The following is a 17,256-nucleotide window of genomic DNA, read 5'->3' on the forward strand; positions in this document are numbered from 1 at the left end:
CCCGCCGCGTTTCTGCGCTATAATTGCGCCTTAGGAGCCTCATGATGGGTCTCATCCAGGAAATCGACTACGGAACGCCTGAATCCAGATCCGAGAAGCAGGTGACGCTGACGGTCGACGGCCGCACCGTCACCGTCCCGGAAGGCACATCGATCATGCGCGCCTCGATGGAGGCAGGGGTCGAGATCCCAAAACTCTGCGCAACCGACATGATCGACGCGTTCGGCTCGTGCCGGGTGTGCCTTGTCGAGATCGAGGGACGCGGCGGCACGCCGGCCTCCTGCACGACACCGGTCGGCGAGGGCATGGTCGTGCACACCCGGAGCGACCGGCTGGACACGATCCGGCGCGGCGTCATGGAGCTCTACGTTTCCGACCATCCGACCGCCTGGGGCGAAAAGGCAGGCACCGGCGCCAGCGAATTTGACGAGGTGGTGGCGGCTGTCGGCCTGACCGAGAACCGCTACGGCACGGACGGCCGCAACCACGTGGCGCCCGGCGGCGGGTCGCTCACCATCGACTATATGGTGCGCGACGAGTCCAACCCGTATTTCACCTACGATCCGGCCCAGTGCATCGTCTGCTCGCGCTGCGTGCGCGCCTGCGAGGAGGTGCAGGGAACCTTCGCGCTGACGATCGAGGGGCGCGGCTTCGAGAGCCGCATGTCGGCCGGAATGAGCGAAGCCTTCGTGGAATCCGAATGCGTGTCCTGCGGCGCGTGCGTGCAGGCGTGCCCGACGGATGCCCTGCGCGAGAAGTCCGTGCTGGAGAAGGGCATGCCGGAACGCTCGGTCGTCACCACATGCGCCTATTGCGGCGTCGGCTGCTCGTTCAAGGCCGAGGTGAAGGGCGACGAGGTCATCCGCATGATGCCCTACAAGGATGGCAAGGCCAATCACGGCCACTCCTGCGTCAAGGGCCGCTTCGCCTACGGCTACGGGACGCACAAAGACCGCATCCTCAACCCGATGATCCGCGAGAAGATCTCGGATCCGTGGCGCGAAGTGAGCTGGGAAGAAGCGCTTGCCCACACCGCCAAGGAGTTCAAGCGGATCCAGTACCAGTACGGCCGCGGCTCGGTCGGCGGCATCACCTCCTCGCGCTGCACCAACGAGGAGACCTATCTCGTCCAGAAGCTGGTCCGCCAGGGCTTTCTGAACAACAACGTCGACACCTGCGCCCGCGTCTGCCACTCGCCGACCGGCTACGGGCTCGGCCAGACCTACGGCACATCGGCCGGCACGCAGGACTTCGACTCGATCGAGCGTACCGACGTCATCCTGATTATCGGGGCGAACCCGACCGATGCGCACCCGGTGTTCGGCTCGCGCATGAAGAAGCGCATCCGCGAGGGTGCGCGGCTGATCGTGGTCGACCCGCGGCGCACCGACAGCGTGCGCTCGGCGCATGTCGAGGCCGACTTCCACCTGCCGCTCAGGCCCGGCACCAATGTGGCGATGCTGACGGCGCTCGCCCACGTCATCGTGACGGAAGGCCTGTTTAACGAAGCGTTCATCCGCGACCGCTGCGACTGGGCGGAGTTCCAGGACTGGGCGTCGTTCGTCTCGATGCCCGAGAACAGCCCGGAAACGGTCGGCGCCTATGCGGGCGTAAATCCCGACGACATTCGCGGCGCGGCGCGCCTCTACGCGAAGGGCGGCAACGGGGCCATCTACTACGGCCTCGGCGTGACCGAGCACAGCCAGGGATCGACCGCAGTCATGGCGATCGCCAACCTCGCAATGGCGACCGGCAACATCGGCAGGCCGGGCGTCGGCGTGAACCCGCTGCGCGGCCAGAACAACGTGCAGGGCTCCTGCGACATGGGCTCCTTCCCGCACGAGCTTCCCGGCTACCGGCATATCTCGGGAGACGCAACGCGCGAGATCTACGAGAGCCTGTGGGGCGTGAAGCTCGACAACGAGCCGGGCCTGCGCATCCCCAACATGCTTGACGCCGCCGTGGAGGGCACCTTCAAGGGCATCTACATCCAGGGCGAGGACATCCTCCAGTCCGATCCGGACACCAGGCACGTCTCCGCCGGCCTTGCGGCGATGGAGTGCGTCGTCGTGCACGACCTCTTCCTCAACGAGACGGCCAACTACGCCCACGTCTTCCTGCCGGGCTCGACCTTCCTCGAAAAGGACGGCACCTTCACCAACGCCGAGCGGCGCATCAATCGCGTGCGCAAGGTGCTGGAGCCGAAGGCGCGCTATGCCGACTGGGAAGCCACTCAGAAACTCGCCCAGGCGATCGGCCTCGACTGGAACTACCAGCACCCGTCCGAGATCATGGACGAGATCGCCGCGACGACGCCGAGCTTTGCCGGCGTGAGCTTCGCCAAGCTGGACGATCTCGGCTCCGTGCAGTGGCCGTGCAACGAGAAGGCGCCCGAGGGCACGCCCGTCATGCACATCGGGGGCTTCGTGCGCGGCAAGGGCAAGTTCATCCGCACCGAGTACGTGGCGACCGACGAGAGGTCGGGGCCCCGCTTCCCGCTGCTGCTCACCACCGGCCGCATCCTCAGCCAGTACAACGTGGGCGCCCAGACGCGCCGCACGGAGAACGTGGTCTGGCATGAAGAGGACCGGCTGGAGATCCACCCGCATGATGCGGAAAACCGCGGTATCCGCGACGGCGACTGGGTGCGCATCCAGAGCCGCGCGGGCGAGACGACCCTGCGCGCCCTGATCACCGACCGCGTGGCTGCGGGCGTCGTCTACACGACGTTCCACCACCCGACCACGCAGGCCAACGTGGTCACCACCGACTATTCGGACTGGGCGACCAACTGCCCCGAATACAAGGTGACGGCCGTGCAGGTCAGCCCGTCCAATGGTCCCAGCGACTGGCAGATGGACTACGAGGAGCTGTCGCGCCGCAGCCGGAGGATAAAGGGGCAGCTCGAGGCGGCGGAGTAGCCTTGGCGCACTTCGTCCGCACTCCCCTCACCCCCGCCCCCCGCCTCGCGCGCCGGACGTCCGGCACGTCGGTCGCCGACCGCATGGTGCCCGAGGAAACACCGATCGCCCTCTCCTATGCCGGCACCACCCACGCGGTGATGATGGCGACGCCTGCCGATTTCGAGGATTTTGCCCTGGGCTTCTCGCTCACCGAGGGCATCGTCTCCTCGCCGGACGAGATCGAGGCCGTCGAGGTCACCGACCAAGGCCCCGGGATCGACATCCAGATCCGCCTGAAGGACCAGGCGAATACGCGCTTCGAGGCGCGTCGCAGGCGGCTCGCAGGGCCTGTCGGCTGCGGCCTTTGCGGCATCGAGTCGATCGAGGAGGCGATGCGCAGCGTCGAAGCTGTCGGCGAGTCTCGGGTCACGCTCAGCCCCGCCGAGATCGCGCAAGCCGTCAGGCTTCTGGCGAAGCAGCAGCCGCTGCACGCGCAGACCGGCGCGGTACACGCCGCCGGCTTCTACCTGCCTGGCAAAGGCATCGTCGCGGCGCGCGAGGACGTCGGGCGGCACAATGCGCTCGACAAGCTGGCCGGTGCGCTGGCGCGCGCGGGCATCGCCGGCGCGAGCGGCGCAGTGGTGGTGACCAGCCGCGTTTCCGTCGAAATAGTGCAGAAGACCGCCGCAATCGGCGCGTCATTGATCGTCGCCGTCTCCGCACCCACGGCGCTTGCGATCCGTACGGCAGAGGCCGCCGGGATGACGCTGGTGGCGCTGGTGCGCGGCGACGAGTTCGACGTCTTCACCCACAAGGATCGCGTTTCCGACGGAGCCGAACGACATGTCGCATGACGAAACCCACGCCGCGGCGGGCGTCGCAAAGATCGTTCGCATGGCCAATCAGATCGGCATCTTCTTCGAGTCCAAGCCGCACGACGAGGGCGTGGCCGGTGTGGCCGAGCATATCAACAAGTTCTGGGAGCCGCGCATGCGTCGGCACTTCTTCGAGGTGATCGACACAGGCGGAGCCGGACTGCGGCCGCTCGTGCTGGAGGCGGCCGCGAAGGTGAGGCGGCCAAGCCAGCCGATGAGCCTGGCCGAGGTCGCGCACGTGGACGACGCACCGAGCGGCTAAGCGACGTGCATTCAGGCGCATGCAAGTCCGCCGCTCTATCTATCTCTGATCCGCATCTGTGCGACGCCAGACGGTTCCGTCTGGCTGCAGTATGCTCTCGGCGGGGGCCGATACCCCCACCCCAATCCCGACCGCCCCTCCAAGGGCGAAATAAAGGGAGCGTATACGCGCTACCTCAGGCGGCGCGCGCCGGCTTCAGGGCGACAGTCCATTTGTGCAACTCGTCGAGCGCCAGCCGGGCGCCGCCGACGATCACGTCGGTGGGACGGAAGACGCCATCCTCTCCGACGTGCTGGCCCACCATCGGAACCGGGACGCCCTCCGGAATCGGCATCATCTTCACGCCGGTAAAGAGGAGCTTTGCGGCCTGAGCCGCACGCAGGCCGCCCGAAATGCCGCCGTAGCTGACGATGACGGCGGGTTTGTAGTGCCACTCCCGCGCAACGAACTGCACGGCGTTCACCAGGGTTGCCGGCGGGAAAAAGTCATACTCGGGCATGACGAAGGCGAAAGCGTCCGCCGAGGCCACGCTGGCGGCCCATCGCTTCGTGTGCTCGTGCTCATATTGTTGCATCGCAGGATGCTTCGGCTCGTCGAAAGCCGGGAGATTGAAATCGGCAAGATCGACGAGTTCCGGCGCGAACTTGCCGTGAGCGGAGGCGACGCCGTTGAACCACTCGGCAACTTTGGGACCAACCCGTCCCGGACGCGTGCTGCAGATGATTGTATGAAGTTTCAACGTCATTTCCGCCTTATTGAAATCAGATGATTTCTCATATCGAGCGGACAAGCCATGCATCAAGAAGGTACCTTGGAGTGTGTAGGTATCCTGGCGGTAACCTTACCCTGGGACAGCCTTCCTCCATCCGTCCCTGATGTGCCTGTATCCCTCGCGATACACGGCTTCCGGGCTCTCGGCGAAGTCTCGCCAGACCTTGGTCGCGGCGGCGAGGTCCTTGAGGCCGCGGCCAAAGGCCTCAATGGTCAGCCACCCGTCGTAGCCGCTCTTGCGGATTGTATTGAACGTCTCGTCCCAGGGAATGTTGCCGCGACCTGGAACGCCGCGGTCGTTCTCCGAGATGTGGATGTGGACGATGTTCGCGACATGCTTCGTATAGGCCTTGATCGGATCGGCCTCCTCGATGTTGGCGTGGAAGGTGTCGTACATCGCCTTGATGTTCGGATGGCCGATCTCGTCGATGTGCGCCGAGAGGTCGGCCATCGTGTTGACCAGATAGCACTCGAAGCGATTGAGCGCCTCCAGCCCCACCGTCACGCCGCGCTTTGCGGCATGGTCACCGATGGCTCGTTGCGATACGACGGAGCGCTTCTTCTCCGCGGCGGTGGGCCCCTGCCCCGAAAACCGTCCGAGCGTGGAGTGCAGCGGTCCTGACAGGAACCTCGCGCCAAGCGCCTCCGAGCAGTCGAGGGCCCATTTCATGTAGGCGATGCCGTTGCGGCGCGCCGCGGCGTCGGGGGAGATGAGGTTCATCGCCGGGTCGCCCATGGCCGAAACGGCCGTGCGCTCCAGGCCGATCCGGTCCAGCATGTCGCCGAGCCGCCTGTAGTCATCGGGCTGACCTTCGAAAATCGGAATCTCGACGCCGTCGTAGCCCGTCGCCTTGAGATCCTTAAGCAACGCCTCGTGCTTCCTGCCGACGCTGGTCGTCCACAGGAACATGCAGAACCCGATTTTCATGCGACCCTCCCCGCCATCTGGTCCTACCAGCTTGCAGGCTTTGGCCCGGCGCGCAAGCGCCACTTCGCCGGGCCGCGCAAACCAGGCCGGACGCCACTGCCTATCGCAGGCTCATGACCACCGCCGCCACGACCATGAGCGCCGTCATCGTCACGGCGGCGAGCCATGGCGAGCGGACGCCCGTCGCCAACTGCACCTGCCGCGATCGGAAGGCGGCCGGCAGGCCGCAGCAAAGACCGGCAACGGCCAGTGCCCAGGCCGGCCACACGTGACCTATGCGGATCGACCCGTAAGCCGTCCACGCGATGACGATCGCCAGCGCGACATAGGCCCCCGCCATGGACTGATAGACGCCCTTCAGCACCATGCGCAGCTTCGGCGTCAATGACACGCCATCCTGGGACATTGCGGCGGCGTGGTGTGGCGCGGGCACTGGGCCCAACCCGAATTTCACCGCCATGGCGAGCAGGCCCAGGACGACGATCCCGTACAGAGCCAATGCGATATTGATCACTCCGCCACCTCCCCGTGCCGCGTCAGATCATCGGGACCGCCCCTCGGCCATCGTGTGCGTCAACCATGCGCCACCATGACATGGCGCACTGCAGTGTAGTCCTCCAGCGCATAGAGCGACATGTCCTTGCCGTAGCCGGACTGCTTCAGGCCGCCGTGGGGCATCTCGTTGCACAGCATGAAGTGGGTGTTGATCCAGGTGCAGCCGTACTGAAGGCGCGACGCAGTCGCCATGGCGCGCGACACGTCCTTCGTCCAAACCGAGGATGCGAGACCGTAGTCGCTGTCGTTCGCCCAGGCGACCGCGTCCTCGACGTCGGTGAAGCGGGTCACGGATACGACGGGGCCGAACACCTCGCGCCGCACGATCTCGTCCTCCTGAAGAGCGCCCGCCACGACCGTCGGCTGGTAGAAGAAGCCGTTGCCCTCGCCCGGCTTTCCGCCGGTGGTGATCTCGATGTGCTTGAGCTCGGCAGCGCGCTCCACGAAGGAGGCGACCCGGTCGCGCTGCCGCTTCGAGATGAGCGGGCCGATCTCGTTTTCGGTATCGTCGGGCTGCGCATACTTGATCGTGGACACCGCGGCGGAAAGGTCGGCGACGAGTTTGTCGTAGACCTTCCTGCCCGCATAGACCCGGCAGGCGGCGGTGCAGTCCTGGCCGGCATTGTAGTAGCCGAAGGCCCGCAGCCCGGTCACCACCGCTTCGACGTCGGCGTCGTCGAAGACGATCACCGGCGCCTTGCCGCCCAGTTCCAGATGCGTGCGCTTCACCGACTTGGCGGCGGCCTGGAGCACCTTCTTGCCGGTGGCGATGTCGCCCGTGATCGAAATCATGCCGATCTTCGGATGATTGATCAGCGCGTTGCCGACGCTCTCGCCGCGGCCGAGCACGATGTTGACGACGCCTTCCGGCAGGATGTCGGCGAGAAGCTTGCCCAGCTTGAGTGCCGTCAGCGGCGTCTGCTCCGATGGCTTGAAGACGACCGTGTTGCCGCCGCCTATGGCGGGCGCCAGCTTCCAGGCCATCATCATCAGCGGATAGTTCCACGGCGCGATGGAGGCGACGAGGCCGATCGCGTCGCGGCGGATCATCGAGGTGAAGCCCGGCAGGTACTCGCCCGCAATCGCGCCAGGCATGGTGCGGACCGCACCGGCGAAGAAGCGGTAGCAGTCGACGATTGCAGGGATTTCGTCGTTGAGCACCGAATTGATCGGCTTGCCGCAGTTCAGCGCCTCGAGCGCGGCGAAGTCCTGGGCATTCCTCTCGATGGCGTCGGCGATCTGCAACAGATAGCCGGAGCGCTGCGCCGGCGTGGTGCGCGACCATGTGGCGAACGCCTTCTGGGCGGCGGCGACAGCTGCCTCGATCTGCGCCTGGCTCGCCTCCGGCAAGTTGAGGATGGTCTCGCCCGTCTTGGGATTGAGGATGGGCTCCTCGGTCTCGGTGCCGGCCTCGAACTTCGAGCCGATCAGCATTCCAGTGTCCATGGTCATACTCCCAATCGCATTTCGTTGAGGAGCGAGTAGGGAGTGGTGAGTAGTGAGTAGGCACCGGATGGCGCGACAGCGCGCCTATCCCGGCTACCACCCGCCCGTTCTACTCACTACTCACCACTCCCTACTCACTCCCTGTTCATTTCCCCGCTCCGGCGATCTGGTCGCCGTCGCGGGTCAGGTAGTAGGCGGCGAGGATCGGCAGCAGGGTCACCAGCACCACGACCATCGCCACGACGTTGGTCACGGGCCGCTGGCGCGGCCGCACGAGTTCCTCGAGCATCCAGATCGGCAGCGTCTGCTGCTGGCCGGCGGTGAAGGTCGTCACGATGACCTCGTCGAAGCTCAGCGCGAAGGCGAGCATGCCGCCGGCAAGCAGCGCCGTGCCGATATTGGGCAGCACCACATAGCGGAAGGTCTGGAAGCCGTTGGCGCCGAGATCCATCGACGCCTCGATCATCGAGCCCGAGGTACGGCGGAAGCGGGCGACGGCATTGTTGTAGACGACGACAACGCAGAAGGTCGCGTGACCGAGGATGATGGTCCAGGTCGAGAACGGAATATCCATCAGCGAGAAGGCCGAGCGCAGCGAGATGCCGGTGATGATGCCCGGCAGCGCGATCGGCAGGATGACCAGAAGCGAGATCGTTTCCCGGCCGAAGAATTTTGAGCCGGACACGGCCGCGGCGCACAGAGTGCCGAGCACCAGTGCGATCGCCGTCGAAACCGCGGCCACCTGCACGGAGAGTTTTAGAGCCTCCCAGACGTCCGGCCTGTTCCACGTCACTGCGAACCACTCGGTGGTTAAGCCCGGCGGCGGCCATTGGTAGGTCTTCTCCTCCGTCGTGAAGGCGTAGACGAAGATCAGCAATATCGGCAGGTGCAGGAAGAGCAGACCGGCGCCGGCGGCTATTTTCAGGGTGAGCGGCGCGCGGTTGTTCGGGTCAGAGCGCATGGGATGCCCTCCATCCAGCCCGATTGGTCAGCTTACCCCCACCCCTTACCCCTCCCCACAAGGAGGAGGGGGGCGTCACCCTATCGCCCAGCAGCAAATGTGTGGTGAGCGCCGTCGTTGAAGTCTCCCCTCCCCCTTGTGGGGAGGGGTAAGGGGTGGGGGTAAATTCAGAAAACCTAAAGCGCATCGAAGGCCCCCATGCGTCTGGCGCCCCAGAGATAGAAGGCCATGATGACGATCGGCACGACCGTGAAGGCAGCGGCGAGCGGGATGTTTCCGGCGGTTCCCTGATGGGCATAGACGGCCTGGCCGATGAACAGGCGCGAGGTGCCGACGATCTGCGGGATGATGTAGTCGCCAAGCGTCAGCGAGAAGGTGAAGATCGACCCGGCGACGATGCCCGGCAGCGCCAGCGGGAAGATCACGTTGGAGAAGGTCTGCCGCGGCGACGCGCCGAGATCGGACGACGCCTCGATGAGGTTGCCGGGCACGCGCTCGAGCGCTGCCTGGATCGGCAGGATCATGAACGGCAGCCAGACATAGACGAAGACGATGAAGGTGCCGGTGAACGAAACCGACAGCGAGTTGCCGCCGACGATGGGCAGCGACAGCCAGGCATCGAGCAGCCAGATCAGGTGCAGTTTGGCGAGCAGCCAGGTCAGGATGCCTTCCTTGGCCAGGATCAGCTTCCACGCATAGACCTTGACCAGATAGCTCGACCACAGCGGCAGCATGATGCCGAGATAGAACAGGGCCTTCCATTTGCCGCGGGCATAGCGGGCGGCGAAATAGGCGATCGGGAAGGCGATCACTGCCGAGGCGAGCGTCACCATCGCCGCCATCGAGACCGTGCGCAGGATGATGTCGAGGTTCGACGGCAGCAGCAGCTCGCCGTAGGTCTTCAGCGTGAACTCGCGGTTGATGAGGCCGGAGTACTCGTCGATCGAGAAGAAGCTCTGCAAAAGCAGCGCCAGCAGCGAGCCGAGATAGACGATGCCCAGCCACAGCACCGGCGGCAGGAGCATCAGCATCAGGAGGAACTTCGGCCGCCGCCAGAAGAGGTCGGACAGCGCCCCGGCGATGCCGCCCTTGGCCGGCAGGATAGCGGGTGCGGAGGCGTGATCGAGCGTGGCGGTCGCGGAGGTCATGATGAGCGTTCCATCAGGCCAAGCTCGCGCAGTATCTCTTCGATACAGCCGTCAAAGGCGTCCGATAGTTCCGCCGTGGTCAGCCGAACGACCTTGTAGCCTTGAGCGTTGAACCACTCGTCGCGTCGACGATCGCGGGCCTGCCGCTCAGGCAGGAAATGAAGGTCACCATCAACCTCGATGACCAACCTTTTCTCATGAACCACGAAGTCGGCGACATAGGGTCCGATCGGCGCCTGCCTGCGAACGTGCAGTCCATAGATGCGGCGAAACTCTTTCAGCTCCGACCCGAGCTTTCGTTCGCCTTCGGTCATATTTCGACGAAGTGTTCGAGCTCTCTTGATGGCCTCGGGTGCGATTGCGGTGGGCATCAGCAGAGCGTCCCCCAGTTGGAACCGCTTGTACCCCCACCCCTAACCCCTCCCCACAAGGGGGAGGGGGACAGATCGCCAACTCGCGTATGCCCCCGCAGGCAAGCTCGGCGCTGAAGGGCGAATCCCCCTCCCCCTTGTGGGGAGGGGTTAGGGGTGGGGGTCGGACAGAAAATCACTTGTCCCCCTCCATCAAATGCAGCTGGTCGCGATTGAAGGTCAGCATGACGTGTGCGCCCTGTTCCGGCAGTTTGGCCCCGGCCGGAACGGTCGCATGCAGGCGCAGGCCGTCCGCGTCGAGCGCGAGGCGCGTGGCGGCGCCCAGATAGTGCATCGACAGGACGCGCGCCGGCACGCCGTCGCCGCCGGTCGTCGGCGCGACACGGATCTGCTCCGGCCGCAGGCTTCCCCAGCGGTTCTGGCCGGAGTAGCGCTGGACGAAATCAGGCGGCAGCACGTTGGAGGAGCCGACGAAGTCGGCGACGAAACGGGTCTGCGGCTTCTGGTAGATTTCTTCCGGCGTGCCGATCTGCATGATCCTGCCGTCGTTGAAGACGGCGACGCGATCGGCCATGGACAGCGCCTCGCCCTGGTCGTGGGTGACGAAGACGAAGGTGATGCCCAGCGACTTCTGCAGGCTCTTCAGTTCCTCCTGCATCTGCTCGCGCAGCTTGAGGTCGAGCGCGCCGAGCGGTTCGTCGAGCAGCAGAACCTTAGGCTGGTTGACCAGCGCACGGGCAAGCGCGACGCGCTGGCGCTGGCCGCCGGACAACTGGCTGGGCTTGCGCGCGCCGTAGCCCGGCAGCTTCACGAGAGCGAGCGCGTCCTCCGCGGCGCGCCCGCGCTCGGCCTTGCCAACGCCCTTCACCATCAGCCCGTAGGCGACGTTGTCGAGCACGTTGAGGTGCGGGAAGAGGGCGTAGTCCTGGAACACCGTGTTCACGTTGCGCCGGTAGGGCGGAACCCCCTCCGCCCGCTCGCCAAAAATCTCGATGTGGCCGGCTGTCGGCTGCTCGAAGCCGGCGATGAGACGCAGGCAGGTCGTCTTGCCGGAACCCGAGGGACCGAGCATGGCGAAGAACTCGCCGGGCCGGATGTCGAGGTCGACGACATCCACCGCGCGCACCTGGCCGAAGTGGCGCGATACCTTCTGGAATGAGACGGCTGGGATCATGGCTCTTCCGTATTCGCGCAAGCGTAGCCGCGCCCTACCTCCCTCTTTGGGAAGGTCGCGCCGAAGGCGCTGGAGGGGTAGCGCGGCCGCCTGAGCCAACCCCACCCCGACGCTTCGTGTCGACCCTCCCTCAGGGGGAGGGTAAACGCCTACCGCCCGCCGATCACGCCGATATAGTCCGACACCCAGCGATAGTAGGGCACGCACTGGTCGTTCTGGCTGGCGCATTTCGAGGTCGGCGTCGTCCAGAACCGGACCTTGTCGAAATTGTCCATGCCGTTGGCCGTGCAGCCCTCGGCGGTCTGCATGCCGCGCTTGTCCGTGCAGGCCGCCGGGACAGACGGGTTCGCGCCGAACCACACCGAAAGATCGCTCTGCAGGTTGGAGGCCAGAGAATGCTCCATCCACATGTAGGCGCAATTCGGATTGGCGGAATCGACATGCATCATGGTGGTGTCCGCCCAGCCGGTCACCCCCTCCTCGGGGAACACTGAGGCGACCGGGTCCTTCGCGCCCTTCAGCAGGTTGACCTGGAACGGCCAGGAGCCCGAGGCGACCACGCCCTCGTTCTTGAAGTCGTCTATCTGGATGAAGGCGTCGTGCCAGTAGCGGCCGACGAGCTGGCGCTGCTGGCGCAGCAGGTCGAGCGCCGCCTTGTACTGGTCGTCGTTCAGTTCGTAGGGGCTCTTGATGCCGAGTTCAGGCTTGTGCGCCATCAGGTACTGCGCGGCGTCGGCGATATGGATCGGTCCGTCATAGGCCTGGACGCGGCCCTTGTTGGACTTGCCGTCGGGCAGCGTCTGCTCCTCGAAGACGACATTCCAGCTTTTCGGCGCTTCCTTGAAGACGTTGGTGTTGTACATCAGGACGTTCGGGCCCCACATGTAGGGAACGCCGTAGTGGACGCCGTCGACCGTGTGCCACGGCGCGTCCTTCAGCCGGTCGTCGAGCGTCGACCAGCTCTTGATGAGATCGATGTTGATCGGCTGAACCCGCTTGCCAGCGACGAGGCGCAGCGAGGCGTCGCCGGAGGCGGTGACGAGGTCGAAGCCGCCCTCGTTCATCAGCGCCACCATCTCGTCGGACGTGTTGGCGGTCTTGACGTTGACCTTGCAGCCGGACGCCTCCTCGAACTTGGTCACCCAGTCGAAGGCCTTGTCGGTCTCGCCGCGCTCGATGTAGCCCGGCCATGCGACGATGGTGAGCTGTCCCTCGGCAGGCCCGATCTCCTTCACCTGCGCGACAGCCTGCCCGGCCAGCCCCAACGCAAGCGCCATCGCGGTACAGGTCTTCAGCAACGATTTCATGATTGCCATCTCCCATTTGAGGCGCTGCTCTCTGGCGGCAGCGTGATCCCTGAATGTGAGCGTGATACGAATCTAGAGGTTTCGCAAATTGATTAAACAGAACATCGGTATCGGATTTTCCGATACCTGCGACAGCGCATACTTTTCCGTGCAACGACGCGTCCAGACCGGGGACGAAGCGCCGGCGAAGGGCCCTATGCAACGTCGTCGAGGGTCCCCCGCTCGCGGGGGTGTTGCCGGGCGGACCCATCCGGCCCAAGGAGCGCGCGAAATTGTCCGCCCCGGTTGCCGATGCGGCGTAACTTTGCACGTGGAAGGAAGCTCAGCGCCGCGTGGTGCGCTGCGATTGGGCAAGGCCGATGAAGTCGCGCGCCGCCTGCGAGAGACCCGAGCCGCGCCGCCACACCATGCCGACCTGCACGACGGGCAGCGACCCGGAAATGTCACGGGACTCGATGCGATCGCCTTCGAGCGACCATGGCCGGTAGACGAGGTCCGGCAGCAGCGCGATTCCCGCTCCCGTCGCCACCAGACTGCGAACCGCCTCCACCGAACGCGTGCGGAAGGCGACATGCGGACGTGCGCCAAAGGCGGCGAGCACCTTGCCGGTGTTCTCCTCGATTTCGTCCACCGTCAGCATGATCAGCGGCTCCCTGGCAATGTCGTCGATGCCGATGATGTCGGCGGACGACAGCGGGTGACCGAGCGGCAGCCACAGGCGGTAGGGCGAGACCTCCAGGATTTCCGCCTGCAGCGCCATGCGGTCGCGCAGGTTGGAAATGACCATCACCGCGACGTCGAGTTCGCCGCCGATGAGAAGATGCTCGAGATAGTCGCCATTGTCCTCGATCGCGCCTATCTCGACGCCCGGAAATGCGCGCCGGTAGCGGGCGAGCAGGTCCGAAAGCACATAGCCGGCGACCATCGACGTGACGCCGAGCTGGAGCCGGCCCGCCTCCGTCTGCTCCTCGGAAAAGGTGCGGCGCGCATCGGAGACTGAGGCGAGGATCTTGGTCGCGTGGCGCAGGAACTGATGGCCCTTGTGCGTGATGTTGAGGCCACGCGGATGACGGTCGAAGAGTTCGACGCCGAGATCGCGCTCGAGGTCCTTGATCGATTCCGTGACGGATGACTGCGAGATCGACAGATGCTGGGCCGCGCGCAGCACCGAGCCACGTTCCGCGACGGCGACAAAGAACTGAAGCTGGCGGAGCGTGAAGGCCATGTGGCTATCGTTTAGGCCTCCCCTCCCCCTTGAGGGGAGGGCCGATCCGCGGAGCGGATCGGGGTGGGGTCGCGGCGGAAGCAGTGGACGCCTTCGGAAGGTCGAGCGCGGCATTGACCGGCCCCACCCGACCGCTTCGCGGCCACCCTCCCCTCAAGGGGGAGGGATGGCTGATGCTCACGCCGCAGCCTCCCTGAGGCCGTTCGCAACGATGACCCGCACGCCCGCCTCTTCGAGGGCGGCGGCGACGTCGCGGGGCGGCAGGTGGTCGGTGTAGAGCTCCTGGAAGTCCTTGAAGTCGCAGACCTTCACCAGCCCGTGCCGGCCGAACTTGGTGTGATCGGTCACCACCACCGTGCGAGCGCCACGGGTGAGCACCATGCGGGCGAACTCGGCCTCATCCAGATTGTAGTCCATGATGCCGATGGCGGCGTCGACCGCACCCACCGAAAGAACGGAATGGGTGACCGTGAACCGGCTGACGAATTCTATGGCGGATGCGCCGAAGGCCGCGCCGCTGTCGCTGCGCAGTTCGCCGCCGGCCATGTAGACCTTGTTGCCGTTGACGGTCGCCAGGGTGCGGGCGATGTCCGACGAATTGGTGATGACGGTGAGCCGCCGGTGGCCGAGCAGTTCGCGGGCAAGGAAGCTGGTCGTCGTGCCGGTGTCCAGCATCACGGAATCGCCGTCCTGGATGGTCGTCGCGACGAGGCGGGCAATGGCGCGCTTGGCTTCCGCATTCTCACGCATGCGGCGCTCGAAAGGGGCTTCGCCCGCTAGCGACGGCAGGCTGATCGCGCCGTGCATCTTGAGCACCGAGCCGTCGTTGGTGAGCGGCTTCACGTCGCGGCGGACCGTTTCCAGGGAGACGCCGAGCTTTTCGGCAAGCGCGGCGATCGTGATCGTCCCCTCCTCCTGCAGCAGACGCAGGATCTCGCCATGGCGTTTGGAGTGATTCATGGTCGTCTCGCGTGGCGGAAAGTCATTGTGGGGCGCATATTTTCACAGATTTGGCGGATGACAACCGCACTCGGGCAAAAAAGCAAAGAAAGCCACAGCATCGCGTTGACAAGTCTTGGCCTGCTGCGAGACATTGTGTTCGGGAACTGGGCACAAGCGGTCGACAGAGCCGCGTGCCGATACTTGATCGGCCAACACTGCGAGCAGGAGGCTCTACATGTTGTTCACGTCGCACAAACTTACATGCGCCATTGCGGCGTTGACCGTTTCGACCGCTCTCGCCTGCTCTTCGGCGATGGCGCAGGAATCGACCGATCCGATCAAGCTGACCCTCCACGACTGGACCGGCCAGCTCATCACGACCGAGCTGATGGGCGAGGTGCTGAAGAAGGCCGGATACAGCGTGGAATACGTGCAAGCGGACTACCTGGCGCAGTTTGCCGGGCTGGAGACGGGCGACCTGCACGTAGCCATGGAGATGTGGGAGACGACCGGGCGGGACGCCATGGACGCCTCCACCGCCACCGGCAAGACCGAGGTGATCGGCCCTACCGGCATGAAGGCCAAGGAAGAGTGGTGGTTTCCCGAATACATGAAGGAGAAATGCCCCGGCCTGCCGAACTGGGAAGCGCTGAAGGACGAGAAGTGCGCCGAGGCGTTCTCGACAGCGGAGACTGCGCCGAAGGGCCGCTACCTTGGTGGCCCGGTCACGTGGGGCGGATTCGACGACGAGCGCGTCGAGGCGCTGGGGCTGCCCTTCGAGGTGATCCATGCCGGCACCGACGCGGCGCTATTCGCCGAGCTCGAGAGCGCCTACCAGCGGCAGGCGCCGATCCTGCTCTGGATCTACGCCCCCCATTGGGCGCCAACCAAGTACAAGGGCGAGTGGATCGAATTCCCGGAGTACACGAAGGAGTGCTACACCGACCCCAAATGGGGCTCCAATCCTGACGCGCTCTATGATTGCGGAAAACCCTTCGGCGAGATCTGGAAAGTCGGCTGGGTCGGCGTGAAGGACAAGTGGCCGGGCGCCTACAAGGCGATCAAGGCCTTCACCATCGACAACGACCAGATGGGGCAGATGATCACCGAAGTCGACCTCAACGGCAAGCCGGTGAGCGAGGTCGTGCAGGCGTGGATGGCCGCAAACGAGCCCACGTGGTCCAAGTGGCTCAAGAAGTAGGAGCGCCGAGGGCTAGCGATCTGCTGGAATAGCGCGATGTCGTTCGGTCCGTCAGATAGGCGCAGCCGGAATGCCCGCCTCCTTCGCGGGAGGAGCATTGCGGCGCGTGAGGTCCGAACCGGGCTGCATGGCACCGCCGGCGGCCACTCCCACATGGCGGCGGGATGATGGCCAATCAGTCCAAGCTCGTCTGCCGCAATGTCTGGAAGATCTTCGGCAGCGGCGCAGGCGAGTTCCTCGCCTCGCACGCCAATCCCGGCCCCGACGCGCTCGCCCGGGCCGGGCTCGTCGGCGCCGTGCAAAATGTCAATGTCGAGGTCCAGGCGGGCGAGATCTTCGTCATCATGGGGCTGTCGGGCTCAGGCAAGTCGACGCTCGTGCGCTGCCTGTCGCGGCTGATCGAGCCGACGTCGGGCGAGATCGTGTTCAACGGCGAGAACCTGCTGGCGGCGAGCGAAAGCCGGATGATCGAGATCCGCCGCCATCAGATGGGCATGGTCTTCCAGAATTTTGCCCTGCTGCCGCACATGAGCGTGCTCGCGAATGTCGCATTCCCCCTGGAAGTGCAGGGCATCGAGCGCGGGGAGCGTGAGGCGCGGGCGCAGAAGATGATCGAGTTGGTGGGGCTTGGCGGGAAGGAGGCGTTCTTCCCGCGCGAACTGTCCGGGGGACAGCAGCAGCGCGTCGGAATCGCCCGCTCGCTTGCGGTGGAGCCGGAGCTGTGGTTCCTCGATGAGCCGTTCTCGGCACTCGACCCGCTGATCCGCCGCGAGATGCAGGACGAGTTCATGCGCCTGCAATTCGTGCTGAAGAAGACCATCGTCTTCATCACGCACGACTTCGACGAGGCGATCCGCCTCGCCGACCGCATCGCCATCATGAAGGACGGCGCGATCGTCCAGTCCGGTACGCCAGAGGAACTGGTGCTGAGCCCGGCGACCGCCTACGTCGCCGAATTCACCCGCAACGTCACCAAGTCGAAGGTGATCAAGGTCGCCTCGATCATGAAGCCGGCACCTGCGGGGTTGAACGGCGCGGCGGTGAAAGCGCGTGCGACAGTGGCCGACACGGCCCCGCTGTTTCGTTCCGGCATCGATATCTTGCGGGTCGAGGACGCTGACGGCCGCACCGCCGGCGCCCTGCACCGCATCGACGTCGTCGATCTGATGATGCGGGGATAGACCATG

16 protein-coding genes are annotated in these 17,256 nt (G+C 65.2%); 5 read left to right on the forward strand and 11 right to left on the reverse strand.

Annotated features, from left to right (window positions below; all coding sequences use genetic code 11):
- The first annotated feature begins 44 nt into the window (after window positions 1-44).
- From fdhF to PD284_RS22185, 3 genes are read left to right on the forward strand one after another with little or no spacing between them, the layout of a single operon-like run.
- Complete coding sequence (fdhF, locus tag PD284_RS22175) at window positions 45-2,921, forward strand: formate dehydrogenase subunit alpha (protein WP_274630730.1); 2,877 nt, start codon at window positions 45-47, stop codon at window positions 2,919-2,921.
- A gap of 2 nt (window positions 2,922-2,923) precedes the next feature.
- Window positions 2,924-3,757, forward strand: coding sequence for a formate dehydrogenase accessory sulfurtransferase FdhD (fdhD, locus tag PD284_RS22180; protein ID WP_274630283.1), 834 nt, complete (start codon window positions 2,924-2,926; stop codon window positions 3,755-3,757).
- The gene (locus PD284_RS22185; protein WP_274630284.1) at window positions 3,747-4,040 is read left to right on the forward strand and encodes a formate dehydrogenase subunit delta; all 294 of its coding nucleotides are present in this window, start codon (window positions 3,747-3,749) and stop codon (window positions 4,038-4,040) included. Before fdhD ends, PD284_RS22185 begins: the two co-directional genes overlap by 11 nt.
- A gap of 175 nt (window positions 4,041-4,215) precedes the next feature.
- Here the strand turns inward: PD284_RS22185 and PD284_RS22190 are convergent, their stop codons facing one another.
- From PD284_RS22190 to PD284_RS22240, 11 genes are all read right to left on the reverse strand, one after another.
- Window positions 4,216-4,785, reverse strand: a complete 570-nt coding sequence (locus PD284_RS22190; RefSeq protein ID WP_274630285.1) for an NADPH-dependent FMN reductase — start codon at window positions 4,783-4,785, stop codon at window positions 4,216-4,218.
- Window positions 4,786-4,881: 96 nt separating this feature from the next.
- Window positions 4,882-5,739 (reverse strand): sugar phosphate isomerase/epimerase family protein, encoded by an 858-nt coding sequence (locus tag PD284_RS22195; RefSeq protein ID WP_274630286.1) that lies wholly within the window; start codon window positions 5,737-5,739, stop codon window positions 4,882-4,884.
- 100 nt (window positions 5,740-5,839) lie between these two features.
- A complete protein-coding gene (locus PD284_RS22200) occupies window positions 5,840-6,253 on the reverse strand; it encodes a hypothetical protein (RefSeq protein ID WP_274630287.1) in 414 nt (137 codons plus the stop codon).
- Between the two features lie 59 nt (window positions 6,254-6,312).
- Window positions 6,313-7,740 carry a gamma-aminobutyraldehyde dehydrogenase gene (locus PD284_RS22205; RefSeq protein WP_274630288.1) on the reverse strand — a complete coding sequence of 476 codons (1,428 nt, stop codon included), beginning with the start codon at window positions 7,738-7,740 and terminating at the stop codon, window positions 6,313-6,315.
- 145 nt (window positions 7,741-7,885) lie between these two features.
- Complete coding sequence (locus tag PD284_RS22210) at window positions 7,886-8,701, reverse strand: ABC transporter permease (protein WP_274630289.1); 816 nt, start codon at window positions 8,699-8,701, stop codon at window positions 7,886-7,888.
- A 176-nt stretch (window positions 8,702-8,877) separates the two neighbouring features.
- Entirely contained in the window at window positions 8,878-9,849 is a 972-nt protein-coding gene (locus tag PD284_RS22215) for an ABC transporter permease (protein WP_274630290.1), read from the reverse strand.
- Entirely contained in the window at window positions 9,846-10,220 is a 375-nt protein-coding gene (locus tag PD284_RS22220) for an endonuclease domain-containing protein (protein WP_274630291.1), read from the reverse strand. The genes PD284_RS22215 and PD284_RS22220 overlap by 4 nt, the downstream gene beginning before the upstream one ends.
- 175 nt (window positions 10,221-10,395) lie before the next feature.
- Window positions 10,396-11,394 carry an ABC transporter ATP-binding protein gene (locus tag PD284_RS22225; RefSeq protein WP_274630292.1) on the reverse strand — a complete coding sequence of 333 codons (999 nt, stop codon included), beginning with the start codon at window positions 11,392-11,394 and terminating at the stop codon, window positions 10,396-10,398.
- A 149-nt stretch (window positions 11,395-11,543) separates the two neighbouring features.
- The gene (locus PD284_RS22230; RefSeq protein WP_274630293.1) at window positions 11,544-12,701 is read right to left on the reverse strand and encodes an ABC transporter substrate-binding protein; all 1,158 of its coding nucleotides are present in this window, start codon (window positions 12,699-12,701) and stop codon (window positions 11,544-11,546) included.
- A 322-nt stretch (window positions 12,702-13,023) separates the two neighbouring features.
- Complete coding sequence (locus tag PD284_RS22235; RefSeq protein WP_274630294.1) at window positions 13,024-13,926, reverse strand: LysR family transcriptional regulator; 903 nt, start codon at window positions 13,924-13,926, stop codon at window positions 13,024-13,026.
- Window positions 13,927-14,103: 177 nt separating this feature from the next.
- On the reverse strand, window positions 14,104-14,886 hold the full coding sequence (locus PD284_RS22240; protein WP_274630295.1) for a DeoR/GlpR family DNA-binding transcription regulator: 783 nt from the start codon (window positions 14,884-14,886) through the stop codon (window positions 14,104-14,106).
- A gap of 217 nt (window positions 14,887-15,103) precedes the next feature.
- On the opposite strand from PD284_RS22240, the gene PD284_RS22245 reads away from it, so the two are divergent.
- Complete coding sequence (locus PD284_RS22245) at window positions 15,104-16,069, forward strand: ABC transporter substrate-binding protein (protein ID WP_274630296.1); 966 nt, start codon at window positions 15,104-15,106, stop codon at window positions 16,067-16,069.
- 167 nt (window positions 16,070-16,236) lie between these two features.
- Entirely contained in the window at window positions 16,237-17,250 is a 1,014-nt protein-coding gene (locus PD284_RS22250) for a quaternary amine ABC transporter ATP-binding protein (protein ID WP_411956242.1), read from the forward strand.
- Window positions 17,251-17,256: the final 6 nt, after the last annotated feature.

The organism is Mesorhizobium shangrilense (genome assembly GCF_028826155.1).
GTDB classification, from domain to species: domain Bacteria; phylum Pseudomonadota; class Alphaproteobacteria; order Rhizobiales; family Rhizobiaceae; genus Arvimicrobium; species Arvimicrobium flavum.